Consider the following 24,133-nt stretch of genomic DNA (forward strand, 5'->3'; position numbering starts at 1 on the left):
CTTCAGGTATTCCGACCCTAGTGCCAGTCAACTGTGCACCGTCCTGGACCCCTGGGGCGTTACTACCCACATTGCGTTCGAGACCTTGTCTTTCCCGGATGGTTCTGTGCTGCGGGGCGTGAACCGGATGCGAAGGGTGGACGGAACGACCGGCGTGGTCCATGAGAGCACATGGTCCCGGAAGGCGGGCCCTGGCGATGGGGAATGCTGGACGGTGGAAAAAAGGGAGGGTTACTCTGATGGGTCGCCGACGGAAGGTATCATTGAGGCCTTTATCTTTCAGGGGAATGGCAGCGGGCCTGGACGGGGATTCTTGAAATCTCTCCAGATACGGGGGGAATCCGGGAATGCGGAGACGACCACCTATGAACCCGGGGAAGTGACCGGGCCATTATGGGCGGGCCGGATCCACATGGAGTCCACCGGTAGACCGGACGTGGAGATTCTGCGGGTGGCCGGGCCGAAGGATGGTGGGATAGAGGAAGTTATGAAGGTTGGCGGGACCACCGTGCAGACTCGTACCTTCGCCTTCCATGCGCCCATGCTGGAGTTGGGTCCCGGTCTTCTTGCGTCCGTAACCCGCCTCCGTCCGGGGCTTCTCGAGATTCAGGACGTTCGTGCATTTTCAAACCAGGAGCAGCTCACCAAGCACACGGTTCGAGTTGGTGGCAAGGAAAAGGGCTATTCCTACGTCTATGACGCCTCTGGCAGGCTGAAGAGCTGCAGCGTCGTGGCATCCTGGGCTCCCGCTTCCGGGCCGACCTGGGCGTATGACCCAGGTGCCCTTGGTCCCACCAGGAAAACCACCACTGGAAGCGGACTCGAAGAGCCTCTGGTTGAAGCATGGGCCTATGGCGCCACGGGGCAGGTCGCCCAGTACACCGATTCCTGGGGGCGGAAGGTGGCTTGTACCTACGACCTGTGGGGACGTCCCTTGACACACCACGTTGCTGGCAGCCCGGTCCTTGCTTTCCATTATCCGGATGAGCTGACCTGCGAGTGGCGCAAGGGAAGCCAGTTCGGCGCCGCGCGGTTCGATGGGTTCGGGCGCCTGCAAACACGACTGCGCGAAGACGGGGTGACCGAATCCTACCGGACCGATACGGTCGGCCGGCTCGTGTCCATCGAGGAATGCAACGGAAAGGCCACCCGAATCGTTCGTCAAATGCTCTACGATGCCCTCGGCCGGGCGGTTTCCGATCGCGCCATCCAGGGACCGGAGCGCACCTATCAATACCGGGCAGATGGCATCCATCACATCGTGACCATGGTTCGGGAGGGGGCTTCGCCGGTCGTGGAGACCTGGGATCCATGGGGACGCATGGTCTCCCGTTCGGATTCCTCTGGCAAGATGGAGACCACATATGGGGAATGGGACCAGCCCACCCGGATCGTGCGCAGGGACCCTGATGGGCGAACCCAGACGCGGAGCTATTCCTTCGATGGCCTGGGTCACCTCACACATCGCGAAGAACCCGAGACGGGAAGGACCACTTTCGAGGATTTCACGGCCTTGGGCCAGCCGAAGCGAGTCACGGATGCCAACCAGCGCACCACCCAGAGGACGTTTGACGCCGCTGGCCGGCTGCTCCGCCTGAGTGGCCCGGGCCTGAGCCTGTCCATGGAGTACCGCGGCCCCTTCCTTACCGGAAAACACGGCTCCGATGGGATCAGCCAAGCCTTCTCCTACGATGGGCCGGGCGGACGGTTGGATTCCGAGGCCCTGACGATTCATGGGGTGAAACGTACCGTCCGGTATGGATATGACGGATCCGGATCGCTTTCAAAGATCGCCTATCCCTCCGGCGGAACAGTGACCTATCTTCGGGACGAATCCAGGCGGATCGTACAGGTCGCCCGGGACGGCAAGGCCTTAGCATCTGTGGACTACGATGCCTGGGGAAACCGCACCCGCCTGCTTTTCTCAAGTGGGGCTAGAAGCGACTGGACCTGGGATGAGAATGGGCGGCACCTCCAATCCTGGAATTTGACCCACGCTGATGGGACGGAGGCCCGGAATTATCGGTACGATGCCCTCGGCCATCTGGTCGTGGCAGGAGAATGGACGCTCCAGCACGATTCGGGAGGCCGCCTTCTCCGCGCCTCGGCTTTTGATCTGTGCACCACCCACGGGTACGACGCCTTCGGCAACGCCATCACCCACGCCGGGTCGGGCTCCGTCCCCAAGGACTTCAATGCGTTCGCCCTTGGGCCCCTGGAGGACAACCGGATGCCGGGGTTCCAGCCCAACGGCGGCTTGACGGGGTGGGTCGTGAGTCCCAACGGGGAGGCCGCCACTCTCGGAACGCAAGTTTCGGGCAAGCGATTCCTGGCTCTGAACTGGGATGGCCTGGGGCGCCTGGCCTCGGTCCAGGATTCAGCCACCGGAGCTTTGCAGCACTATGGTTTCGCGCCATCGGGTCTGCGGGTCACCCTGGACGACACGGGGGACGCGTCCTTGAACCGACAATTCCAATACACGGATGGAGGCCTTCTGCTGGGGGAGTACCTGGGTGACGGAACCTGGCACCGGGACGTCGTCTACCTTGGGACCCAGGCCATCGCCGAAGTGGGCAAGGCCGGGATCCAGGAACTGCATTCGGACCACCTCGGCACCCCGCGGGTCATCACTAGCGGGTCGACCGGTATGGTGGCGGGACGTCAGGCGTTCGGCGCATACGGCGAAGCGCTGGTTCTCCACACATCCGGATACCGTCCCCTCACTGGGTTTACGGGACATCTGCAGGCGGACGCCACGGGCCTCATCTACATGCGGGGTCGAACCTATTGTCCCGCCTGGCAGCGGTTCGTGAATTCCGACCAAGGCCTTGATCTCGCGTCCCCGAACCAGTTCGCCTATGCCGCTGGAAGTCCATTCCTGCGCACGGATCCCAGCGGTTTCATGTTCAGGCCGAAACCGCAAGGGGTGCCGATGAGGGGCGGAATGATCGATGGAGGTGAAGCGACCGTTGTGGTGGAAGACACCATGCCGGACCCGGTTCCCTTCGTCCCGGTGCCAGGGCCGCCCCGGAACGTGGAGCCCCCGATCCCCAAGTTGCCTGTTCCCTCCCTCCCGGGCCCGGCTCCCATCGCCTATCCCGATCCAGGGTCCCGGCCGTTCTGGGGTGGGCCGCCGACTCCCCTTCCAAATGTCGAATTTCCGCCTTTGCCAAAGGCAGATCCGATTGATCCCAAACGCTTCAGTTTCACCACCGCAGTCGCCAATCCGGGGACGCCAGGGGGTTCGCTCGCCTCGGCGGTAGCTTCCGGGGATTACCGGGCAGCCATGGAGCTCGCCAAGGCGCAATTGATCAAGGAAAAAATTGGTGGCGCTGGCGCATACTGGGTGAACAGGAAGATTGCCGGCAATGTTGCCAAGATCGGGTCCGTTTCCCATACGTTTACATTCACAACGAATCCTGATGGGACCCTTTTGCATACCTATAGTTGGGGAAATCAAGGCCTTGTCGGCTCGTGGGTCCAGGATGCCGAAGCCGATAGAGTTGCGGCAAATCAGGCGCTAAACGATCTTCAATTTCTCAACTTCATTGGCGGTGCTGATTATGTCGATGATGTTGATCGTGCATATCGTGTTCATGCAGGCATTAGTTCGGAAAAACATATGAATTTGGGTGTGATTGTAAACTGCAAGAGCGCCACGGACTCCCTCGTAAATATGGCAATACGCATCCACAACTCCACTAGGCGATGAGGAATGTCATGGGTATGCGAACGGTCGCGGCACTATCGGTTTCGCTTAAGTTGCTTGGGGTAGCCATCGCCCAAATATCAGTTAGCCTACTGTTATTTAGCTTCTATGTTAAATATTTTATGAATGAATTTTCATTTTGGTTGGCTTTGATTTTGCCTTTGCTTATTGGAATGATATCGGTTTTTTATAGTCTCATGATGACGCGTATTAATCGAAATTTTCTATACATGATTTGTTTTTTCTCATCAATTTTGATTGAATATATATCATTTTTGGCATGCATAGCGGTTTTCGGTAAATAGCCTTTTTCGATTAACTCTGGATGCCGTGGCTGGTTATGGTGTCCTCCGCGCCGACCACTACGGGTAGAGGAAGCGACCTTTTCCAGGCAATGCGCTTAGGGCAGGCATTTCTGGAATTTCGGTTTTTTCTAGATCCCCAGCCGCTCCTTGAGCGGCGCAAGGAACCGCCGGCTCACCGGCACGGTCCTCCCCGTGCGCGTGCGGATGAAGGCCGCGGCGGGGTCCCGGCGGTCGATCTCGTCGATGCAGGCCAGGTTCACCAGGTACTGCTTGTGGCAGCGCACCAGGTTGGCGCCCTTGGCCTCGAGGACCGTGAGGGTGAGTTCCGTCAGGAACTCGCCCCGGGGCGTGACCACGTAGACGCCGGCTTCGGAGGAACGCACGCTCTCCACCTCGGCGGTGTCCACGAGCTTGATGTTGGGGCCGGCGATGCAGGGGATGCGGTCGATGGGGGGGCCGGCGGGTGCGGGGCGGCGGCCTTCTCCCAGGAAGCGCTTGGCGCGTTCCAGGGCCTGGGCGAGGCGGGCGGGCTCCACGGGCTTGAGGAGGTAGTCGATGGCGTTGCGGTCGAAGGCCTTCAGGGCGTATTCGTCGTACGCGGTCACGAAGATCACGCAGGGCATCAGCTCGGGCTCGATCATGCTGAGCATCTGCATGCCGTCGACGCCGGGCATGGAAATGTCCAGGAAGAGCACGTCCGGGCGCGTTTCCCGCAGGGTTCGCAGCCCCTGCATGGCGCCGGGACACGTGCCCACCACGGTGACCTCGCCGGTCTCGGCCAGCAGGGCCTCCAGTTCCTCCCTGGCGTGGAGCTCGTCGTCCACCAGCACCGCCCGCAGCATTCCGCGACCTCCGACAAACATGACAATTGCAGTTGACTATAGCATTTCCCGGGTTTCCCGCCTCCGGTCGGGGCGGGTTTTGGACCGCTTGGGTCCGAATTGAAACCGATAGGCAAGATTCCACCGCGGACCCCGCCCCGGCCTTCCCTATCATCGTCCTACCGCATTTCATTCAACCTCCAGCCATAAGGCAGGGTGAACCATGGACAACCTGTTCGCTTCTTTCAAGGAACGCGCCGAGGCCGTGAGTGCCGAAGTGCACCGCTGCGGCACGGCCGCCGAGGCCCGGGACTTCGTCCAGGGCCTCCTCAAGGAGGTGGGCGGCACCGCCCTCTGGGCCCCGTGCCCCTTCCTGGAGGCTGAGGGCCGCCCGGCCTTCCCGGGCCTCTCCTACGACGTGACCCGGGAACGCGCGGCCGAGGCCAAGGTGGGCATCAGCCAGATGGACTGGGCCCTGGCCGACACCGGCACGCTGGTCGTGGACGCCACGGGGGTGGAGGGGCGCCTGGTGTCGACCCTGCCTCAGATCCACGTGGCCCTCGTCGGGGCGGACCGGCTCCTGCCCGACATGGCTTCCGTCCTGGGGCGCATCAAGCCCTCCAAGGCCGGCTACCTGTCCATGATCACGGGCCCCAGCCGCACCGCGGACATCGAGCGGGTACTGACCATCGGCGTCCACGGGCCTGAGCGCCTCGTGATCGTCTTCGTCGAAGGGAGCGCGGCATGACCACCACGTTCAAGGAATCCATCCAGGACGCCCTGGCCAACCCCAATCTGAGGGGCGCCCTGGGGCGCTTCTCCGAAGCCTACAAGATCAGCCGGGAAAAGGCGTACGCGGGCATGGACTTCGAGGCCGTGCGGGACGCCGTGCGCGACGTGAAGGCGTACGGCGCCTCGCATCTCGAGGAGCTGGCCGAGGCCTTCAAGGCCAAGGCCGAGGCCGCGGGCGCCAAGGTCTACCGCGCCTCCGACCCCGCCGAGGTGAAGGCCTACATCCTGGCCCTGGCCAAGGAGAACGGCGTGCGGTCCATCGTCAAATCCAAGTCCATGGCCACGGAGGAGATCCACCTCAACAAGCACCTGGAGGCCGAGGGCATCGAGGTCTATGAGACCGACCTGGGCGAGTGGATCATCCAGCTGTGCCACCAGACCCCCTCCCACATGGTGATGCCCGCCATCCACATGACCAAGGAGGAGGTGGCCGAGGTCTTCTCCACCAAGGTGGAGGAGGGCCAGCAGCCCGACATCCCCAAGCTCGTGAAGTTCGCCCGCGGCAAGCTGCGGAACCGGTTCCTGGGCGCGGACATGGGCATCTCCGGCGCCAACATCGCGGTGGCCGAGACCGGCAGTCTCGTGCTGATCACCAACGAGGGCAACGCCCGGCTCGTGACCACGCTGCCGCGAATCCACGTGGCGGTCGTCGGCATCGAGAAGCTGGTGGCCACCTTCCAGGACGTCCAGCCCATCCTCCAGGCCCTGCCGCGCAACGCCACCAGTCAGCTGCTCACCAGCTACGTGTCGGTCATCACCGGCCAGGTGCCCAACACCGACGGCAGCCCCAAGCAGCTGCACATCATCCTCATGGACAACAAGCGCTCGGAGATGGCGGCGGACCCCAAGTTCCGCCAGGCCCTCCAGTGCATCCGCTGCGCCTCCTGCCTCAACGTGTGCCCCGTGTTCCGGCTCGTGGGCGGGCACGTCTTCGGAAAGGTGTACACGGGCGGCATCGGGACGATCCTCACCGCCTGGTTCGACGAGCTCAAGCAGTCCGACGACATCCAGGGCCTGTGCATCCAGTGCGGGGCCTGCAAGGACGTGTGCCCCGGCCGCATCGACATCCCCGAGCTCATCCTCGAGCTGCGCAGGCGCCTGGCGGTGGAGAAGGGCATGCCCCTGGTCCAGAAGGCCATCTTCGCGGTGGTCAACAACCGGCGGCTCTTCCACTCCCTGCTGAGGGCGGCCTCCGTGGCCCAGAAGCCCTTCGCCAAGGGCGGGTTCATCCGCCACCTGCCGCTGTTCCTGTCGGACCTCACGGACTTCCGGAGCCTGCCGGCCATCGCGCCCCGGCCCTTCCGGGACACCTTCAAGGAGATCGTGCAGCCGGAGTGCAAGGAGAAGGCCGCCATCTACGCGGGCTGCCTCATCGACTTCTCCTACCCGGAGATGGGCGAGTCCGTGGTGCGCGTGCTGAACAAGGCCGGCATCCAGGTCGTCTTCCCCGAGGGCCAGACGTGCTGCGGGGCCCCCGCGCGCTACAACGGCGCCTACGAGACCGCCGCGGGCAACGCCAGGGACAACATCAAGGCCCTGCTGGAGGAGGACGTGACCTACGTGGTCTCCGCCTGCCCCACCTGCACGGTGGCCCTCAAGGACGACTTCATCGCCACCTTCGAGAGCCTGGGGATGGAGGACGCCATCGGGGACGCGCGCAAGCTCGCCGCCAAGACCCTGGACTTCGCCACCCTGGTGAAGAAGCTTGTGGACGAAGGCCGGCTGGAGTTCAAGGACGGCCAGCAGGCCGAGACCGTCACCTACCACGACTCCTGCCACCTGAAGCGGACCCTCCACGCCCAGCAGGCCCCCCGGGACCTCCTGAAGAAGGCCGGCTTCACGGTCACCGAGATGAAGGAGTGCGACATCTGCTGCGGCATGGCGGGGTCCTACTCCCTCAAGCTGCCCGAGCTGAGCGCCCCCATCCTCGAGCGCAAGCTCGAGAACATCAAGGACACCGGGGCCACCTCCGTGGCCATGGACTGTCCGGGGTGCGTGATGCAGATCCGGGGCGGACTGGATAAGCTGGGGTCCGGCATCAAGGTCGAGCACACCGCCGTGAGGCTCGCGAAACGTCTGAAGTGACCTGAGCAGGGGGCCCGTGCGATCTCTGGTGACGCTCTTCCAGACCATCTCGGCCTTCCTGGTTCTGTTCTACCTCTACTGCGAATCCCCCGCGTTCCAGCCCCTGTCCTCGGACTGGGCCCGGCCGCGGGGGAGGGTGCGCCTGTTCCTGGTGTTCACCGGCATCACCATCCTGGGGAACTACCTGGGCACGCCGGTGCTGAAAGGCGGGGCGATCATCAACGCCCGGGCGGTGGGCTCGGTCCTTGCGGGCCTCCTCGGGGGACCCGTCCTGGGGGGCCTCGTGGGCGCCACCGCGGGCGTCCACCGCATGAGCCTGGGGGGCATCGCCGCCCTGTCCGGCGCCGTGGCCACCACCCTGGAGGGTGTGCTGGCCGGATTCCTGAACCGCAGGCTGCGGGACCGGCCCGAAGTGCTCATCACCATGCGGACCGCGCTCCTGGCCACCTTCGCCGGGGAGGTGCTGCACATGGGCATCGTGCTGCTCCTGACCCGGCCCTTCCCGGCGGCGGTGGAGATCGTCAAGGTCATCGCCCCGCCCATGGTCTTCCTGAATCCCGTGGGGGCCGCCCTGCTCATGGCGGTGCTGATGCACCGGCAGCGGGACCTCGACCGGGTGGCCGCGGCCTCCTCCGCCGCCGCCCTGAGGGTGGCGGAGCGCGCTCTGGGCCTCCTGGGTCGCGGCTTCGGTCCGGACACGGCTGGGGAGATGGCAGCCATCGTCAAGGAGGAAACGGGCGTCGGGGCCGTGGCGGTGACCGACAACGAGAAGGTGCTGGGCTTCGTGGGGCTGGGTTCGGACCACCACCGTCCCGGGAGCGCGATCTCCTCGGCCATCACGCGGCAGGCCATCCAGGACCGGGCCGTGGTCTTCGCCGACGGCATCCACCAGATCTTCGAGTGCGGGGTCTCGGGCGACTGCCCCCTCCACTCCGCCCTGGTGGTGCCGCTGGAAGTGGACGGGACGGTGCTGGGCACCGTGCAGCTCTTCGAGCCCAAGAACCGCCGGTTCCTCCACATGAACCGCCGCCTCGGGGAGGGCATCGGGGCCCTCCTCTCCAGTCAGCTGCTCATCGCCAAGTACGAGGAGCAGAAGAACCTCCTGGTGCTCAGCGAACTCAGGCTCCTGCGGGCCCAGGTGAACCCCCACTTCCTCTTCAACTCCCTGAACACCATCATGGCCATCCTCCGCAACGACGCGGTCCGCGGCCGGGAGCTGGTGGGCCACCTCTCGGGCTATTTCCGCAAGAACCTCCAGCGCCACGGGGAGCTCAGCACCCTGGAGGAGGAATTGGAGCACATCCGGGCCTACCTGGAGATCGAGAAGGCCCGCTTCGAGGGGCTCCGGGTGGAGATCGACGTGGCCCCGGCCTTCCGGGCCGTGAAGGTCCCGACCTTCACCCTGCAGCCCCTCCTGGAGAACGCCATCCGCCACGGCGTCTCCCGCGTGCCGGGGCAGGGCACGGTGCGTATCCTCGCCTTCGCCGAGGGGGGAGCCCTGAGGATCGACGTGGAGGACGACGCCGGCGCCTTCGACGAGGGCCGGCGCTCCAGGGAGGGCCTGGGCCTGCGCATCGTCCAGAAGCGTCTGGCGAGCCTCTTCGGCCCCGGGGCCGGCCCCGAGATCCACTGCGAACCCGGCAGCCTCACCCGCATGACCATCCGGGTGCCCCTGGAGGGCGCCATGGTGGAATGATGGAGGCGGAGGCTCGACCATGGGCAACCCCGAGAACGCCATCTTCTACCTCGAATTCCCCGCCACGGACCTGGCCGCGACCAAGGCCTTCTACAGCTCCGTGTTCGGGTGGACCTTCACGGACTACGGCCCCGACTACGCATCCTTCGAGGACGGCCACATGTCCGGGGGCTTCACCCGGGACGAACCGGGCCCGGGCGGCGCCCCACTCGCGGTGATCTTCAACAAGGACCTGGAGGCCGCAAGGGAGCGGGTGGCCAAGGGAGGGGGGCGGATCGTGAAGGAGATCTTCGGCTTCCCGGGCGGCAGGCGCTTCCACTTCGCCGACCCCAGCGGGAACGTGCTCGCCGTATGCACCGATGTGGAATAGGCCCGCCGCGCTGACGGCACTTCTCGCCGGGGCCCTGTACGGGCAGGCCCCGGGGAAGGTGGTGGTCCTGGAGGCCGCAACCACCGGGATCCCGCCCCTGCCCGCCAGCGTCGCGGAGGCCCGGAAGGGCTACGCCCGGACCCGCAAGGACCTGGACGCCTCCTACCGGGAGGCCGAGCGCTACCTGGCGGCGTGCACCCGGGAACTGGCCGCCCTGGGCCAGGCCGGCGCCCAGTTCACCCTTCCCGCCACCCTGGCCGGGGAGGCCAGGACCCTTTCCGGGTTCCTGTTCGACGGAGCGTTCCTGGCCCTGGAGGATCCGCTCCTCCAGCGCTGGAACGCGTGGCAGACCACCCTGCTCCGCCAGGGCCTGGACCGTCCCGCCGAGGCCCAGCGCATGGCCGACGGCATGCGGCTGCTGTCCTCGAGCAAGGCGGAGGTCACGGGCCGGGTCCCGCCCGCCGGCAGCACCCTGGAGGTCCTCTGCGAGGACCCCGCCGGCCAGGGCCGGACGGTGCTGCGCCTCCCCCCCAACGTCAGGTGGGTGGAGGTCATGGCCGTGGACCGCATGGAGTACGGCGCGAACACCGACTTCGGGAAGCTGGCCACGGACTACGCCGACGCCCAGGCCGCGCTCCTGGCCGAGGCCTGGAAGCCCCTGACCCTCCACCTGAAGAACGACGCCGCCGCGCTCCTGGACCTGGACCGGACGGCGCCGCCCACGGACGACCCCGGCCTGAAGGCCCTCAGGCTGATGGCGAGGGTGAACTACATGGAGCGGTTCCGGTCGACGCTGTGGTTCTGCCAGGTGGTGTGGGCGCACATGGCGTCGAAGAAGGTGTTGTCAATTCAACAGATGTGATAACGACAACCGGAAAGTGCCTGACGGCATTATCCTGTAGCGGAAGGAACCTACCCATGGACCGGCAGGAAATCATAGCCACGCTCCAGCCCGCGATCCCTGAACTCATGGAGCGGTATGGTGTTCTCCATCTGGATCTCTTCGGCAGCTTCGCCCGGGGCGATGCGAAACCGGATAGCGATGTGGACTTCATCGTGACGTTCGTAGGCGACCCTACTTTTAGTCGGTTCATGGGCCTGAAGGAGGATCTGGAAGCTTTGTTGCTGCGGGATGTCGACCTTGTCACTTCGACCGGCTTGAGGCCCAGGATCCGGGAAGCCGTCCTGGCGGAAATGCACCGTGTCGCGTGATCCGGGGTTGTATCTCCAGGACATCCTGGCTGCCTGTTCAAAGATTCTGATCCTTGCCGAAGGTCTGGACCTCGAGGGATTTTCAGATGATTGGCGAACTCGGGACGCCGTTCTCCACAACCTGGAGGTGGCGGGCGAGGCCGTAAAACGATTACCGGCAGAAATCATTGCTGCCTGTCACGAAATCCCGTGGAAGCGTATCGCCGGCTTCAGGGACGTGCTTGCCCATGCCTATTTCTCACTGGATGACGCTATCGTCTGGGACGTTGTCGCCAACCATATTGGACCTCTCCAGGAGACCGTCCGAAGAATCCTGGATCAGCTGGACGCCGAGGCCAGGCGGACCTCCGCCCGCACATGGTTCCCCGCCCCCAGGTATTCCAGGCGGTCGAAGCTGTCCATCTTCGCCATGAAGATCCCTCTCCCGTGGTTGTCGAACAGCCTGGCCGGGTTGGGCACCACGTAGGTTTTCCAGTCGAAGCCCTTGCCCTGGTCCCGCACCTCGAAGGCGATGCGGTCCGGGTGGCGGGTGACCTCCACCTCCACCCACTTGTCCTGGTTCTCGGGGAGGGCCTGGCGGCGGTTGATCTCGGCCTTCCAGCCGTTCTTCTCCAGGAGTTCGCCCTTCTCCGTGTAGGTGATGCCCAGGTTGCCGTGCTCCAGGGCGTTGATGAGGAGCTCCGAGAGGCCGGTGACGATCCGGGTGGGGTCGGGGCAGGCCTTGGCCAGGAGGTTGGCGAGCTCGTGGCACTCCAGAAGGGTGCGGAAGCGGAAACGGCCGTTCATCATCATGGAGAGCGGCGTGCCCAGGCGCTCCACCTCGGCGTGGAGCACGCGGATGCGGGCGATGTCCTGGGCGGCGGTCCTGACGATGCCCAGGACCACCCGCTGGGTGAAGGGCTTGGTGAGGTAGTAGTAGGCGCCGGCCTCCATGCCCCGCTGGATGTCCTCGGGGGAGTTGGAGGCGGTCTGGAGGATGACGGGGAGGTCCTTGAGGTGGGCGTTGGCCTTCATGCGCTTGAGGACCTGGAAGCCGTTCATGCGGGGCATCACCAGGTCCATGAGGAGGACGTCGAAGGACTCCGGCGCCTTGCGCAGGTAGGCCAGGACCTCCGCCCCGTCCTCCGCGGCCACGGTCTCCATGCCCGCCTTGCTGAGCACCCGGACCAGGAGCGCGAGATTCGTGGAATCATCGTCGGCGACCAGGACTCGGATCTTGCTCATGGGCCCACCTGGGGGAGATGATAGCCGCTATTTATGGAACAGGGGGGCCGAGCACTGCCTGCAGTTGGTCTGGTGCGGGGGGTTCCGGGTGCCGCAGTGGGAGCAGATCTTGTCCTGCGACCGCTTCCGGCGGTAGAGGCGGAGGTACATGAGCCCCAGCAGCACGCAGAGGATCACGCCCTTCTCGGGTCCGGTGAGGACGAAGCCGGTGAGGCTCTTCACGCCGGCCTTCGGCGCCTGCTGGGTGACCTCCATGGACGGCTGGGCCATGGCTCAGCTCTCCACTTTGAGGATGGCCAGGAAGGCTTCCTGGGGGATGTCGACGCTGCCGATGGACTTCATGCGCTTCTTGCCTTCCTTCTGCTTGGCCAGGAGCTTCTTCTTGCGGGAGATGTCGCCGCCGTAGCATTTGGCCAGCACGTCCTTGCGCCGGGCCTTGACGTTGGTGCGGGCCACGATCTTGGCGCCGATGGCGGCCTGGATGGCCACGTCGAACATCTGCTGGGGGATGACCTCCTTCATGCGCACCGTCAGGCCGTGGCCCATGGCCTGGCTCTTGGAGCGGTGCACGAGGATGGAGAGGGCGTCCACGGGCTCGCCGTTGACGAGGATGTCCATCTTCACCAGGTCGGACTCCCGGTAGCCCTTCATGTGGTAGTCGAAGCTGGCGTAGCCCTTGGAAATGGACTTGAGCTTGTCGTAGAAGTCCAGCACCACCTCGTTCAGGGGCAGCTCGTAGACGAGCATGACCCGGTCCTTGCCCACGTACTCCAGGCGCTGCTGGAGGCCGCGGCGGTCCTCGCAGAGCTTCAGGAGGCCGCCCACGAAGTCGGGGCGGGTGAGGATGGTGGCCTCGATCAGCGGCTCCTCGATGCGGTTGATGCGGGGCAGGGGGGGCAGCTTGGAGGGGTTGTCCACGTCCACCTCGGTGTCGTCCGTGAGGAACACGTGGTAGCGCACGGAGGGGGCGGTGGTGATGAGGTCCAGGTCGAATTCACGCTCCAGGCGCTCCTGGACGATCTCCATGTGCAGGAGGCCCAGGAACCCGCACCGGAAGCCGAAGCCCAGGGCCTGGCTGGTCTCGGGCTCGTACTTGAACGAGCTGTCGTTGAGCCGCAGCTTGTCCATGGCGTCCCGGAGGTCCTCGTAGTCCTCGCTGTTGGTGGGGAAGATCCCCGCGAACACCACGGGCTGGAGCTCCTTGAAGCCCTTGAGCATCTCCGTGGAGGGGCGGGTGGTGTTGGAGAGGGCGTGGGTGAGGGTGTCGCCCACCTTGATGTCGGCCAGCGTCTTGATGCTGCCGGTGACGTAGCCCACCTCGCCCACGGTCAGTTCGTCCACCTTGCTCATCTTGGGGTTGAAGACCCCCACCTCGTCCACCCGGTGGTCGCTGCCGGTGGCCATGAAGTGCATGGTCTCCCCGGCCTTGAGGGTGCCGTTGAAGATGCGCACGAGGCACACCACGCCCCGGTACTGGTCGTAGTGGCAGTCGAACACCAGGGCCTGGAGGGGCGCCTTGGGGTCGCCCTTGGGGGGCGGGACGCACTTGACGATCTGCTCCAGCACCGCCAGGCAGTTCTCGCCGGTCTTGGCGGAGACGTTGATGGCGTGCGCCGTGTCCACGAGGCCGATGACGGTGTTGATCTCCTCCAGCACGCGCTCGGGCTCCGAGCTGGGCAGGTCGGTCTTGTTCAGGACCGGGAAGATCTCCAGCTCGTTCTCCAGGGCCAGGTAGGTGTTGGCCAGGGTCTGGGCCTCCACGCCCTGGGTGGAGTCCACCACCAGGATGGCCCCCTCGCACGCGGCCAGGCTCCGGCTCACCTCGTAGGTGAAGTCCACGTGCCCGGGGGTGTCGATGAGGTTGAGGGTGTAGATGTTGCCGTCCAGCGCGGGGTACTTGAGGGTCACCGCGTGGGCCTTGATGGTGATGCCACGCTCCCGCTCCAGCTCCATGTCGTCGAGTATCTGGGCCTGCATGTCCCGCCGGGCGATGGTGTTGGTGAGCTCCAGGAGCCGGTCGGCCAGGGTGGACTTCCCGTGGTCGATGTGGGCGATGATGGAGAAGTTGCGGATGAGGTTGGATTCGGTCACGCGTGGCCTTTTGAGGATCAGTCCGGGGGTTTCCTAGAACCGTCCATTGTATCGTTGAATCCATGGTACGTCTGCTATTGACCCTCCTCCTGAGCCTTCCGGCCCTCGCCGTGCCCGTGACGGGCCGGGTCACGGACGGCGCCCGGGGCCTGGAAGGGGTCCGGGTCCACCCCGACCGCGGGGTGCGGGTGCGGCCGCGGGTCCAGCCCCCGGTGGCCTATACCGACGCCCAGGGGGCCTTCTCCCTGGACCTGGACCCGGCCGATACCCATGTGGTGGTAGAGAAATCCGGGTTCCAGCGGGACCTGGTCCCGGTGGGGGAGCTGGCGGCCCCGGTGGTGATGGGCCGGGCCCCGGGCTTCCGGAAGGAGCGGGTGCTGGTGGTGCGCATGGACTTCCCGGACCAGGCCCCGTTGCGCACCGACGCCGAGCTGCGGGCCCTCTTCTTCGGGCGGGGCGCGGGGGAGGCCAGCGCCGCCAACTACTTCTACGAGATCTCCAAGGGGAGCCTGGAGCTGGAGGAGGGGGCCTTCCTCCACTTGGCCGACGCCGTCCATCCCGCCCCCCGCACCGACGCCCAGCGGGGAACCCTGGTCGCCTGGGTCCTGGAGCGGATCAAGTCCATGGACCTTAAGGCCTACGACCAAGTGGACAACCGCACCGGCGCCTTGCGTCCGGACGGCAAGCCCGACCACCTGTGGGTCGTCCCGCCCGGCCCCCCGGGCACGGTCACCCGGAGCGTGAAGGAACTCACCGCCATCTGCCTCCTGGAGCCCCTCCCGTGGAACCGCTACGTCCAGTGGCCCGCGGTCTTCTTCACGGACGAGACCCCCCTGGGCTTCATCGTCCACGAGGCCCTCCACGCCATGGGCGAGAACCGCGTGGACGACTTCTACCTGGATTCCAGGCACCCGCTCACCGCCGGCGCCTGGGACGTCATGGACGCCGGCATGTTCCGGGGGTGGGACCGCTTCCACCCCGAGGCCGGCCCCTGGCAGGAGGACACGGCCTACAGCCCCTCCCAGCCCATGGGCTGGGTGCGCGACCGCCTCTGGTACCACGGCGCCTTCAAGGACACCGTGAGCACCCTGCAGGTGCGCCGGGCCTGGGAGGGCTGGCTGGATCCCCTGGAGCGGGCCCCCCGGGACCTCCCCCAGCGCCTGGTGATCCCCGACCCCCGCCGCCGGGGCCGGTTCTGGGAGCTGAACGTGCGCCGCCCCCTGGGCTTCGACCGGGGCCGGGTGGGGGACCGCTGGGGCCCCGGGTTCGAAGGTCTGGTGGTGGCCCGGGTGGATCCCGGGCTGCTCACCCGGGGCGAGCCCAAGGGCCCCGTGCGGATCATCGATGCCCACCCCCGCACCCCCGAGCCGCCCGCGCCCAGCTATCCCGGGGGCCGGTGGCAGCTGGACGACGCCGCCTTCAACGTGGGCCCCGGCGAGGCGCCCGCGGGCAGGGACGGCCCCCTGTCCTGGGAGGTCCTGGAGGCGGACGCCTCGGGCCGCCTGCGGGTGCGGGTGCGGGTCAGGTAGCTTCCGGCAGGGTGATGCGGAACCGGCTGCCGCTTCCGGGAGCGCTCGTGACCTGGATGCTGCCGCCGTGGCGGCGCAGGGTCGAATGGACGCTGGCGAGCCCCAGGCCCGTGCCGCGCTCGCCCTTGGTGGTGAACATGGGGGTGAAGAGCTGGCGCTGCACGTCCGGGGTCATGCCCACCCCGTCGTCGATGATCTCCACCACCGCCCCTCCAGCCTCCCTGAACGAGTGCACCCGCACGGTGCCCTGGACCTGGATGGCGTCGACGGCGTTGCGCAGCACGTTCAGCAGGGCGTCGCGGAGCTCGGGGCCGTCCCCCGCGACCGGCAGGCTCCCGGGGACGAGGTCGGTGCGGAACCGGATGCCGCGCCCTTCGTCCAGGGCGGCCCTGTCCGCGAAGGAGCGCGCGAACTCCACCGCCGTGCGGAGGGCCTCGTTCAGGTCCAGCCGCCCCGGACCGCGGGGGAGGTCGGGCTTGGCGATCTCCAGGCAGCGGTTCACCAGGGAGGTGCCGTCCCCCACCGCCTGGAGGACCCTGGCCAGGTGCCGGTCCACGTCCGGATCCGCCCGCTCCCGGGCGGCCTCGGCGCTCATCTGTACGACGGTGAGGAGGTTGTTGAAGTTGTGGGCCACCTTGGCGGCCACCGAGCCCAGCTCGCTGAAGCGCTGGCTCTGCAGGATGCGCTCCCTGAGCAGCTCCCGTTCCGTCACGTCGGCCACGAAGATGACGCAGAGGTACTCCTCGCCCTTCCGGAAGGGGTGGAGGTGGATCCGCACCTGGCGCGCCCCCAGGGCGAAGGGGAACGTGAAGTCGAATTCGACCTGGTCCTCGCCGCGCTCCATGAGGTCCTTGAACCGGCCGTGGAACTCCCGGACCTCGGTGCAGGGCGCCACGTCCCGGAAGAAGTTCCTCCCGACCACCTCCTCCCGCCGCCGGCCGGAGATCTGCTCCTCCCGCTGGTTGTAGTAGAGGATCTCGCCCTGGTCGTTCACCACGATCACGCCCAGGGGCAGCAGCTCCAACGTCGCGAAATCAAGGGACGCCTCGATGCCCATCGGAAACCTCGGCCGGATCCATCCCGGGTCCTCATCATGATGCAGGAAATTCTGGAATGAAAGGCGTTCGGTCTCCCTTCCCGGGAAAGGGAAGGAAACTCACAATATTCCCCGGGGTCCGCCGTCTTCAGGTATAGAAGGAGGAACCCCTGGAAGCCGCCTGGATGTCCGAGCAGGATCGTCAGATCACCGAAGCCGTCGCGCGCGAGGCGTCCAGACTCCGGAACTTCATCCGGAAATGGGTGCCCGAGGAAGCCGACGCGGAGGACGTCCTCCAGGAGGTGTTCTTCGAGCTGGTGGAAGCCCAGCGCCTGATGACGCCGCTGCGCGAAGCGGGGGCGTGGATGTTCCGGGTGGCCCGCAACCGCATCACCGACCTCTTCCGGCGCCGGGGGAACGAGCTCCGGCGGCAGGCCCCCTTCGAAAAGGACCCGGAGGGCGAGGAGCGGGCCCTGGAGGACTGGCTGCCCTCCCGGGACGCGGGGCCCGAGGCCGCCTTCGCGAGGCGGGTGCTGCTGGAGGAGCTGGACGCGGCTCTGGAGGAACTGCCCGAGGAGCAGCGGGCGGTGTTCGTGGCCCACGAGCTGGAAGGGCGGAGCTTCAAGGAACTGGCGGCGGCCACGGGGCTCCCCGTGAACACGCTGCTGTCGAGGAAACACTACGCAGTAGTGCATCTGCGCAAGCGCCTGCGGGCGATCTACGAGGAGTACGTCGATGTTTAGGCACAAGGGAATGAGCGTCCGCAAGGGGATCGGCATCGCCGTCCTGGGCGTGGCGGCGGTGGCGGTGCTGGGGTACGTCGTGATGGGGCTGTGGAACGGACTGATGCCGGCGATCTTCGGGCTGCGGGCCATCCACTTCTGGCAGGCCGTGGGCCTCCTGGTGCTGAGCCGGATCCTGTTCGGGGGCTTCCACAGGTCCCACGGCGGTGGCTGGCACCGGCGCCATCACATGATGCGGCGCTGGGAGGGCATGACTCCGGAGGAGCGGGAGAAGTTCCGGCAGGGCTTCCGGGCCCGGCACTGCGGCTGCGGCGAAACGGGGCAGGTGTAGGCGGGGATTTTTTCATCCTGTTCCCATCCCCGTCCATCCCCGTTCATCCCCGGCAAATTCAGCGTTTAAATTGCCGGGGATGAACGGGGATGGACGGGGATGGAAAAGATAAAAAAGCAGATCCGTGCATTTCCCGCGGGAATTCCGCAGGTGTGAGATCATGGACCTGGGCCGATTTTTCATGCCTTGTTTTTACAATTCGTGATTTCTCCTGTTGTGCCCCATGAAAACCAGGCCTCCCATGGACACCGAATCGGATCCTCTCCCGGGAGTCCCAGGCTGGGGTCCTTTCCTGGCCAGGATGAAGGCCCGGTGCCGGGCCCATCCCGTCCGCACGGGCCTTGGCGCCCTGGGTCTCGTCCTGGTCCTGGCCCTCGCCTTCGTGGACCGGCTCCTCGCGCGGCCCATGCAGGTGTGGGCCGAGCGGACCATGAACCAGCAGCTCAAGGGCTACACGGTCCACATCGCCCGGGCCCACCCCCACCTCTGGCGCCTGGCCTTCGACCTGGACCAGGTGGTGGTGGCCCAGAACACGCATCCGGTCCCGCCCGTGGCGGATTTCGGCTCGCTCCGCTTCTCGCTGCTCCTCAGGGAGCTGCTCCGGTTCAAGGTGGCCGGGAACCTCACCCTGGAGAGCCCCGCGCTTCACATCGACCTGGCGCAGGCCACCGAGGAGGTGCGGAGCCGGGTGAGCCTCAAGGAACGGGGCTGGCAGCGGGCCGTGGAGTCGGTCTTCCCGTTCAAGCTCGACCGGGTCGAAGTCCGGAACGGCTCCCTGCTCTACCTTTCCGCGGACACGGCCAGCAAGCCCCTGCAGCTCACCCGGATCTCCCTGCTGGCCCTGAACATCCGCAACATCGCGGCGGCCAGGGGCACCTACCCCTCCCCCGTCAGCCTGGAAGGCCTGATGTTCGACACCGGCAAGCTGCGCTTCCAGGGATCGGCGGATTTCCTGCGGGAGCCCTACGTGGCCGCCCAGGGGAGGATCCACCTGGAGCGGGTGCCCCTGGACCGGCTGAATCCCCTGGCCCAGGCCTACCAGATCAAGACCACGGGCGGCTTCCTCTCCCTGGACGGGGACGTGGAGAGCACCCCGGAAGGCCAGACGGCCCACCTCACGGAGATGCACCTCGAGGACCTGCGGGTGGACTACGTGCACAGCCTGGCCACCGTGGCCGTCGAGAAGGAGCATGGGAAGCAGGCGGTGAAGCTGGCCCGGAAGCTCCGGAACGCCCCCCAGCTCAAGCTCCGGCTGGACACCCTGAAACTCACCAACAGCCAGGTGGGGTTCCTGAACGAGGCGACCCAGCCGCACTACCGGGTATTCATGACAAAGGTGAACCTGAAACTGGAAAACCTGAACAACCAAGTCGGCCACGGTCCATCGCCCTTTCAAGCGCATGGCACATTCATGGGTAGCGGCCCGACCTCCCTCTCCGGGAAATTCCAGGGCTCCGCGAAAACGGCGGATTTTGATGTCCACTTCAAGCTGGACGACGCCCCGTTGCCCAGCCTCAACGACATGCTCATGGCCCACGCGGGGGTGGACGTGGCCGCGGGATCCTTCTCCCTCTTCACCGAACTCACGGTCAAGGATGGCCGGGTGGAGGGTTACGTGAAGCCGCTCATCAAGAACCTCCAGGTCTACGACAAGGCGAAGGACAAGGACAAGCGCTTCGGGAAGCGCGTGGAGATGCACGTGCTCCAGTTCCTCGGGAAGCTCTTCAAGAACCGGTCCTCCCGCTCGGTGGCCACGGTCGTCCACATCTCGGGCTCCACCCGGGCGCCGGAGACCAGCGAGTGGCAGGTCATCCGGAGACTCATCGGGAACGGGCTTTTCCGGGCGATCCTCCCGGGGTTCCAGGACAAGGGGGAGCCGCCGCCGCCCAAACGGTAGGCAGGGGGGTGGATACCGCACATAATGAGGCATCGACGGAGGCTTCATGCGCGGTTCCCTCTCCCTGCTTCTCGCCCTGGGTTTCGGTGCGTCCGCCCTGCTGGGCACGACGCCGGAGGACCCCCTGGCGAAGGTCCGGGCCCAGGCCTCGGCCCTGGCGGCGCGGGCGCTGGCCTCGGACCGGGCCTACCGGAACCTGGCCTCGCTCTGCGACGACGTGGGCCACCGCCTCAGCGGTTCCGCCAACTACGACAAGGCCGTCCTTTGGGGCCTCCAGGCCATGCGGGACGCGGGACTCCAGAACGTGCACGCCGAGAAGGTCATGGTGCCCCACTGGGTGCGGAACCAGGAGTCGGCCTGGATGGTGCTTCCCAACCTGAAGGAGGTGTCCATCCTGGGCCTGGGGATGAGCGTCCCCACGCCCAAGGGCGGCATCACGGCCGACGTGGTGGTGGTCGCCTCCCTCGAGGAGCTGGCCGGGCTCAAGGACGACCAGGTGAGAGGCCGCATCGTCCTGTTCGAGTCCCCCTTCAGGGGCTACGGCCCCGGCGCCCGCATGCGCTTCTCCGGCGCCTCCGCCGCGGCCCGGAAAGGGGCGGTGGGCATGCTGCTGAGGTCCGTGGCCTCCCTGAGCTACGACACGCCCCACACCGGGACCCTCCACTACGACGCCGACGCGCCGGCCATTCCCGCCGCCGCGGTCTCGGTGGAGGACGCCATGATGATGAGGCGGATGTGGGACCGCGGGCAGCGCATCATGGTCCACCTGGAGATGGGCTGCGAGACGCTTCCCGACGCCGAGGCCGCCAACGTGGTGGGCGAGCTTCCCGGAGCGACCCGGCCGGGCGAGATCGTCCTGGTCGGGGGCCACCTGGATTCCTGGGACGTGGGGCAGGGGGCCCAGGACGACGGGGTGGGCTGCATCCTGTCGCTGGCCGCCGCGAGCCTCATCCGCGAGCAGGGCCTGAAGCCCGCCCGCACCGTGCGGGTGGTGTTCTTCGCCAACGAGGAGAACGGGAACCGGGGCGGGGAGGGCTACCTGGCCCTGCACCGCGCCGAACTGAAGGACCACGTCGCGGCCATCGAGACGGATTCGGGCAACGGCCCGGCCCGGGGCTTCTCCCTGGAACTGCACGCCCCGGAGGGCGGCAGGGCCCCGGACGCCCAGAAGGCCCTGGCGGTGCTGGGGGGCCTCCGGCCCATGCTGGAGCCCCTGGAGGCGGGGCGGCTGGTGCTGGGCCACGGCGGCGTGGACATCGAGCCCTCGGTCATGGTGGGCGTCCCCGGCCTGGGCATGAACCACGATACGTCCAAGTACTGGGAGGTCCACCACTCCAAGGCCGACACCTTCGACAAGATCAACAAGGAGGACCTGGCCCGGAACTCGGCCATCCTCGCGGTGGCGGTGTACGGTCTGGCGGACATGCCCGGACGGCTCCTGGAACCCTAGACCCCTGTGATGGCCATCAATACCCTTTTTTTTCGCCTTTCCTCATCCTTTCCTCCGGTCGATGGGAAAACAATATGGCGAAAGGGAATTTACCTGCCTACCCTGCTCTTGACCCGCCGGGACTCCCGCCGGAACGTGAACTTTCCGGTTCGGTCGATTCAATAATTTAAGATACCCTGATCCCTTAGACAGACTAAATGGCGGCCCATGGATCCTGTTCTCTACTCCTACTACATACCGAGGCATGACCCAGAGGTTGTGGCCAGGAACGTGGTCCGTGCGCATCTGGCCGATCACCTGCTCATGTGGCGGCGCATCTCCGACGCCTGCGAGCTGGTCTACCTCGCCACCTGCCAGCGGGTCATCTTCATGTTCTGGGGCGGGGACGGCACCACGCTGGGCTTCGACCCCGACATCGAGTGCTTCCAGGGGGAGGCCGCCTGGCGGCACCTGCTGGAGGTGGCCACCGGCCTCAACAGCGCCAACCTGGGCGACCGGGAGATCGTGGGCCAGATGAAGCAGGCCCTGCAGACGGCCAAGGAGACCCGCACCGCGGGCCACGAGGCCCAGGCGGCCTTCGAGGACATCCTCCGCGAGGCCCAGCGCCTGCGTACCCGCATCGGCCTGGACGACGGCAGCGCCAGCGTGGCCACCGCCGCCCTGCGCCACCTGGAGACGACCCTGGCCCCGGGCGCCAAGGTCGCCATCGTGGGCGTCGGCCCCATGAGCCGGTACCTGGCCCAGCGCCTGCCCGAGCGCGGCTTCCAGATCACCATGAGCAACCGGACCCTGTCCAAGGCCGAGGCCTTCGGCCTGCCGCTGGTGCCCCTGGCCCAGCTCCAGATGGATCCCGAGGGCTTCGACGCGGTGGTCACGGCCACCGCCAGCTCGGCCCCCATCTTCACCAAGGGCAACTGGGAGCGCCTGGACCGGCCCCCCGTGAGGCTGGTGGACCTGGCCCTCCCCTACGACACCGAACCCGAGATGGACGAGATCCCCTGGGTCACCCGCGTGGACCTGTCCACCTTCCTGGCGGAGACCGAGGGCGGGCGCATGAAGCGGCGGGAAGCCGCGGTGCACGCCGAGCCCTACATCGTCGGCGCCGTGGAGCGCCTTCGGCGCCGCGCGGACGCCCGGATCCAGAAGCACGCCAACCGCACCGCCCAGGATCGCCTCACGGAAGCCTGGGAGGCCCTGGAGGCGGAAGCCGTCGCGCCCGGTAGTGTGCTCGCCGGTCTCGACCCCGTCCAGATGGAAGCCCTGGAGGCCCTCCTCAAGCGGGGGCGCACGCTCGCCTTCCGGGCCCTCAACCTCCACCGTGAGCCAGCCCTGGAAGGACGATGAAAATAATACTGGGCACGCGGGGTTCCCTCCTCGCCGTGCAGCAATCGGAAGACCTGGTGGCCCACCTGCGTGCGGCCGGGCATGAAGTCCTCTGGAAGCGGTTCACCACCCACGGCGACCAGTGGCTCGCCGGCCCCCTGGGCAAGGAGGAGGGCGCGGGCTTCTTCACCAAGGAACTGGAGGACGCCCTCCTGTGCAAGGACGTGGACCTCCTCATCCACTCCTTCAAGGACGTGGCCCTGGACCGCCCCGCCGGGATCGTCACCGCCTGCGTCCCGGAGCGGGAGGACTCGGCCGATTGGCTCGTCATGCGCCCCGACGCCCCGGAGAACCCCGTCATCGGCACCAGCTCCGAACGGCGCCTGCGGTTCCTTTCCCAGGCCCTTCCCAAGGCCTCCTTCACCTGGATCCGCGGCAACGTCCCCACCCGGCTCCAGCGGGTCAAGGACGGCCTGCTGCGCGACGAGCCCCTCCACGGCACCGTGCTGGCGGCCGCGGGCCTGCGCCGCCTGGGCCTGGACCTCGCCGGCCTGGACGTGCGGCCCTTCGGGCCCCGGGAGCTGCTCCCGGCCCCGGCCCAGGGCGCCCTCCTGGCGGAATGCCGGGCGGAAGACGTCGCCATCATCGAAGCCCTCAAGGGCTTCCACCACGCCCCGACCCTGAAGTGCGTGACGCTCGAGCGGGAAGTCCTGCGGGGCATCGGCGGCGGCTGCCAGCAGCCGCTGGGCGCCCTCTGCGTGGAGGAGGCCGGCGGCTTCCATCTCCAGGCCGCCTACGCGGGGCCGGACGGAATCCGGTGGGGCCAGTCCCGCAGCAAAGATGAGGATGTCCTCGTCACCGAGGTCCTCCGGGGGCTGGGGCTGTGAAACGCGTGGGCCTCGCCCGCGCCCAGGATGACGCGATGAGCCGGGCCGTCTCGGCCGCGGGCTGGGAACCCGTCACCTTCCGGGTCACCACGCTCGAGGCGACCGGCGCCCCGGCTCCGCATCCGCGCCCCGACGGCGTCATCGTCCTCAGCCCGGCCGCTGCCCGGCTCGCCCAGATCCCTCCGGGCGTGCCCTGCCTGGCCCAGGGCGCGGCCACCGCGCGGGCCCTGGAGGGCCGGCAGGTGGTCACCAGCGCGATCCCCCAGGCCGAGGGCCTCGTGCAGCTGCTCAAGGACCGCTTCCCCGGGGGCGGGACCTTCCTCCTGGCCCGGGCCGAGCGCAGCCGGGAGCACCTGGAGGAGGCCCTGAGGGGCACCCCGTGGACCGTCCTCCCCTGGATCACCCACCGGGAAGTGCCCCTGGACCCCCCGCCGGAGCTTCCGGATCTGGACGCCATGCTGGCCCTCAGCCCCCTCCAGGCCGAAGTGCTGGGCCCCCTCTCCGGGGACCGCCTGCGCCTGGCCTGGGGTGAACGAACGGACCGGGCCTTCGCCCAAGTGGGATATCCTTCCCATGGCTGGTGCGAGCCCCACCTGTCCGCCCTGCAGCAACTCCTGTCTTCACGAGGTTGA

At 66.8% G+C, this 24,133-nt stretch carries 20 protein-coding genes and 1 pseudogene; 16 read left to right on the plus strand and 5 right to left on the minus strand.

Annotation, left to right across the window (positions count from 1 at the left end):
* The first annotated feature begins 436 nt into the window (after positions 1 to 436).
* Entirely contained in the window at positions 437 to 3,712 is a 3,276-nt protein-coding gene (locus ACZ5MC_RS06235; RefSeq protein ID WP_464517316.1) for an RHS repeat domain-containing protein, read from the plus strand.
* A gap of 430 nt (positions 3,713 to 4,142) precedes the next feature.
* Here ACZ5MC_RS06235 and btsR read toward each other — a convergent pair whose 3' ends face one another.
* Complete coding sequence (gene btsR / locus ACZ5MC_RS06240) at positions 4,143 to 4,856, minus strand: two-component system response regulator BtsR (RefSeq protein ID WP_306599456.1); 714 nt, start codon at positions 4,854 to 4,856, stop codon at positions 4,143 to 4,145.
* Between the two features lie 202 nt (positions 4,857 to 5,058).
* Here btsR and ACZ5MC_RS06245 point away from each other — a divergent pair, with 202 nt between their 5' ends.
* The 7 genes and pseudogenes from ACZ5MC_RS06245 to ACZ5MC_RS06275 form a co-directional block, all read left to right on the plus strand.
* A complete protein-coding gene (locus tag ACZ5MC_RS06245) occupies positions 5,059 to 5,583 on the plus strand; it encodes a LutC/YkgG family protein (protein ID WP_464517317.1) in 525 nt (174 codons plus the stop codon).
* Complete coding sequence (ldhH, locus tag ACZ5MC_RS06250; RefSeq protein WP_464517318.1) at positions 5,580 to 7,712, plus strand: L-lactate dehydrogenase (quinone) large subunit LdhH; 2,133 nt, start codon at positions 5,580 to 5,582, stop codon at positions 7,710 to 7,712. The genes ACZ5MC_RS06245 and ldhH overlap by 4 nt, the downstream gene beginning before the upstream one ends.
* Positions 7,713 to 7,728: 16 nt before the next feature.
* Entirely contained in the window at positions 7,729 to 9,408 is a 1,680-nt protein-coding gene (locus tag ACZ5MC_RS06255; RefSeq protein WP_464517319.1) for a LytS/YhcK type 5TM receptor domain-containing protein, read from the plus strand.
* Positions 9,409 to 9,427: 19 nt separating this feature from the next.
* Positions 9,428 to 9,778: a VOC family protein gene (locus ACZ5MC_RS06260; RefSeq protein ID WP_306599460.1), complete on the plus strand. Its 351-nt coding sequence runs from the start codon at positions 9,428 to 9,430 to the stop codon at positions 9,776 to 9,778.
* The gene (locus tag ACZ5MC_RS06265; protein ID WP_306599461.1) at positions 9,768 to 10,640 is read left to right on the plus strand and encodes a hypothetical protein; all 873 of its coding nucleotides are present in this window, start codon (positions 9,768 to 9,770) and stop codon (positions 10,638 to 10,640) included. Before ACZ5MC_RS06260 ends, ACZ5MC_RS06265 begins: the two co-directional genes overlap by 11 nt.
* A 56-nt stretch (positions 10,641 to 10,696) precedes the next feature.
* Positions 10,697 to 10,990 (plus strand): nucleotidyltransferase family protein, encoded by a 294-nt coding sequence (locus ACZ5MC_RS06270; RefSeq protein ID WP_306599462.1) that lies wholly within the window; start codon positions 10,697 to 10,699, stop codon positions 10,988 to 10,990.
* Positions 10,980 to 11,291: pseudogene (locus tag ACZ5MC_RS06275) on the plus strand (HepT-like ribonuclease domain-containing protein); the annotation flags it as partial. The gene ACZ5MC_RS06270 and the pseudogene ACZ5MC_RS06275, both read left to right, overlap by 11 nt.
* A 17-nt stretch (positions 11,292 to 11,308) precedes the next feature.
* Here the strand turns inward: ACZ5MC_RS06275 and ACZ5MC_RS06280 are convergent.
* From ACZ5MC_RS06280 to lepA, 3 genes are read right to left on the minus strand one after another with little or no spacing between them, the layout of a single operon-like run.
* Complete coding sequence (locus tag ACZ5MC_RS06280) at positions 11,309 to 12,214, minus strand: response regulator (protein WP_464517320.1); 906 nt, start codon at positions 12,212 to 12,214, stop codon at positions 11,309 to 11,311.
* 27 nt (positions 12,215 to 12,241) lie between these two features.
* Positions 12,242 to 12,484 (minus strand): hypothetical protein, encoded by a 243-nt coding sequence (locus tag ACZ5MC_RS06285; protein ID WP_306599465.1) that lies wholly within the window; start codon positions 12,482 to 12,484, stop codon positions 12,242 to 12,244.
* Positions 12,485 to 12,487: 3 nt separating this feature from the next.
* A complete protein-coding gene (lepA, locus tag ACZ5MC_RS06290; protein ID WP_306599466.1) occupies positions 12,488 to 14,305 on the minus strand; it encodes a translation elongation factor 4 in 1,818 nt (605 codons plus the stop codon).
* 62 nt (positions 14,306 to 14,367) lie between these two features.
* Here lepA and ACZ5MC_RS06295 point away from each other — a divergent pair, with 62 nt between their 5' ends.
* Entirely contained in the window at positions 14,368 to 15,834 is a 1,467-nt protein-coding gene (locus tag ACZ5MC_RS06295; protein ID WP_464517321.1) for a carboxypeptidase-like regulatory domain-containing protein, read from the plus strand.
* Here the strand turns inward: ACZ5MC_RS06295 and ACZ5MC_RS06300 are convergent.
* Complete coding sequence (locus ACZ5MC_RS06300; RefSeq protein WP_464517322.1) at positions 15,827 to 16,891, minus strand: two-component system sensor histidine kinase NtrB; 1,065 nt, start codon at positions 16,889 to 16,891, stop codon at positions 15,827 to 15,829. The genes ACZ5MC_RS06295 and ACZ5MC_RS06300 overlap by 8 nt on opposite strands.
* Positions 16,892 to 17,055: 164 nt before the next feature.
* Between ACZ5MC_RS06300 and ACZ5MC_RS06305 the strand changes: the two genes are divergently transcribed.
* From ACZ5MC_RS06305 to ACZ5MC_RS06335, 7 genes are all read left to right on the plus strand, one after another.
* Entirely contained in the window at positions 17,056 to 17,613 is a 558-nt protein-coding gene (locus ACZ5MC_RS06305; RefSeq protein ID WP_464517323.1) for an RNA polymerase sigma factor, read from the plus strand.
* On the plus strand, positions 17,606 to 17,944 hold the full coding sequence (locus tag ACZ5MC_RS06310) for a hypothetical protein (RefSeq protein WP_464517324.1): 339 nt from the start codon (positions 17,606 to 17,608) through the stop codon (positions 17,942 to 17,944). The genes ACZ5MC_RS06305 and ACZ5MC_RS06310 overlap by 8 nt, the downstream gene beginning before the upstream one ends.
* A 301-nt stretch (positions 17,945 to 18,245) precedes the next feature.
* Positions 18,246 to 19,841 (plus strand): DUF748 domain-containing protein, encoded by a 1,596-nt coding sequence (locus ACZ5MC_RS06315; RefSeq protein ID WP_464517325.1) that lies wholly within the window; start codon positions 18,246 to 18,248, stop codon positions 19,839 to 19,841.
* A 46-nt stretch (positions 19,842 to 19,887) separates the two neighbouring features.
* A complete protein-coding gene (locus tag ACZ5MC_RS06320) occupies positions 19,888 to 21,291 on the plus strand; it encodes a M20/M25/M40 family metallo-hydrolase (protein ID WP_306599472.1) in 1,404 nt (467 codons plus the stop codon).
* A gap of 270 nt (positions 21,292 to 21,561) precedes the next feature.
* Positions 21,562 to 22,635, plus strand: a complete 1,074-nt coding sequence (locus ACZ5MC_RS06325; RefSeq protein ID WP_306599473.1) for a glutamyl-tRNA reductase — start codon at positions 21,562 to 21,564, stop codon at positions 22,633 to 22,635.
* On the plus strand, positions 22,632 to 23,501 hold the full coding sequence (hemC, locus tag ACZ5MC_RS06330; protein ID WP_306599474.1) for a hydroxymethylbilane synthase: 870 nt from the start codon (positions 22,632 to 22,634) through the stop codon (positions 23,499 to 23,501). Before ACZ5MC_RS06325 ends, hemC begins: the two co-directional genes overlap by 4 nt.
* Positions 23,498 to 24,133, plus strand: a complete 636-nt coding sequence (locus ACZ5MC_RS06335; protein ID WP_306599475.1) for a uroporphyrinogen-III synthase — start codon at positions 23,498 to 23,500, stop codon at positions 24,131 to 24,133. Before hemC ends, ACZ5MC_RS06335 begins: the two co-directional genes overlap by 4 nt.

It is taken from the genome of Mesoterricola sp. JemC181 (assembly GCF_055384585.1).

Bases quoted from the DNA above. Each gene is read 5' to 3' on its own strand.
- btsR (WP_306599456.1), bottom strand. From the start codon at position 4,856: ATGCTGCGGGCGGTGCTGGTGGACGACGAGCTCCACGCCAGGGAGGAA.
- ACZ5MC_RS06245 (WP_464517317.1), top strand. From the start codon at position 5,059: ATGGACAACCTGTTCGCTTCTTTCAAGGAACGCGCCGAGGCCGTGAGT.
- ldhH (WP_464517318.1), top strand. From the start codon at position 5,580: ATGACCACCACGTTCAAGGAATCCATCCAGGACGCCCTGGCCAACCCC.
- ACZ5MC_RS06260 (WP_306599460.1), top strand. From the start codon at position 9,428: ATGGGCAACCCCGAGAACGCCATCTTCTACCTCGAATTCCCCGCCACG.
- ACZ5MC_RS06265 (WP_306599461.1), top strand. From the start codon at position 9,768: ATGTGGAATAGGCCCGCCGCGCTGACGGCACTTCTCGCCGGGGCCCTG.
- ACZ5MC_RS06270 (WP_306599462.1), top strand. From the start codon at position 10,697: ATGGACCGGCAGGAAATCATAGCCACGCTCCAGCCCGCGATCCCTGAA.
- ACZ5MC_RS06280 (WP_464517320.1), bottom strand. From the start codon at position 12,214: ATGAGCAAGATCCGAGTCCTGGTCGCCGACGATGATTCCACGAATCTC.
- ACZ5MC_RS06285 (WP_306599465.1), bottom strand. From the start codon at position 12,484: ATGGCCCAGCCGTCCATGGAGGTCACCCAGCAGGCGCCGAAGGCCGGC.
- ACZ5MC_RS06295 (WP_464517321.1), top strand. From the start codon at position 14,368: ATGGTACGTCTGCTATTGACCCTCCTCCTGAGCCTTCCGGCCCTCGCC.
- ACZ5MC_RS06300 (WP_464517322.1), bottom strand. From the start codon at position 16,891: ATGGGCATCGAGGCGTCCCTTGATTTCGCGACGTTGGAGCTGCTGCCC.
- ACZ5MC_RS06305 (WP_464517323.1), top strand. From the start codon at position 17,056: ATGTCCGAGCAGGATCGTCAGATCACCGAAGCCGTCGCGCGCGAGGCG.
- ACZ5MC_RS06310 (WP_464517324.1), top strand. From the start codon at position 17,606: ATGTTTAGGCACAAGGGAATGAGCGTCCGCAAGGGGATCGGCATCGCC.
- ACZ5MC_RS06315 (WP_464517325.1), top strand. From the start codon at position 18,246: ATGAAGGCCCGGTGCCGGGCCCATCCCGTCCGCACGGGCCTTGGCGCC.
- ACZ5MC_RS06320 (WP_306599472.1), top strand. From the start codon at position 19,888: ATGCGCGGTTCCCTCTCCCTGCTTCTCGCCCTGGGTTTCGGTGCGTCC.
- hemC (WP_306599474.1), top strand. From the start codon at position 22,632: ATGAAAATAATACTGGGCACGCGGGGTTCCCTCCTCGCCGTGCAGCAA.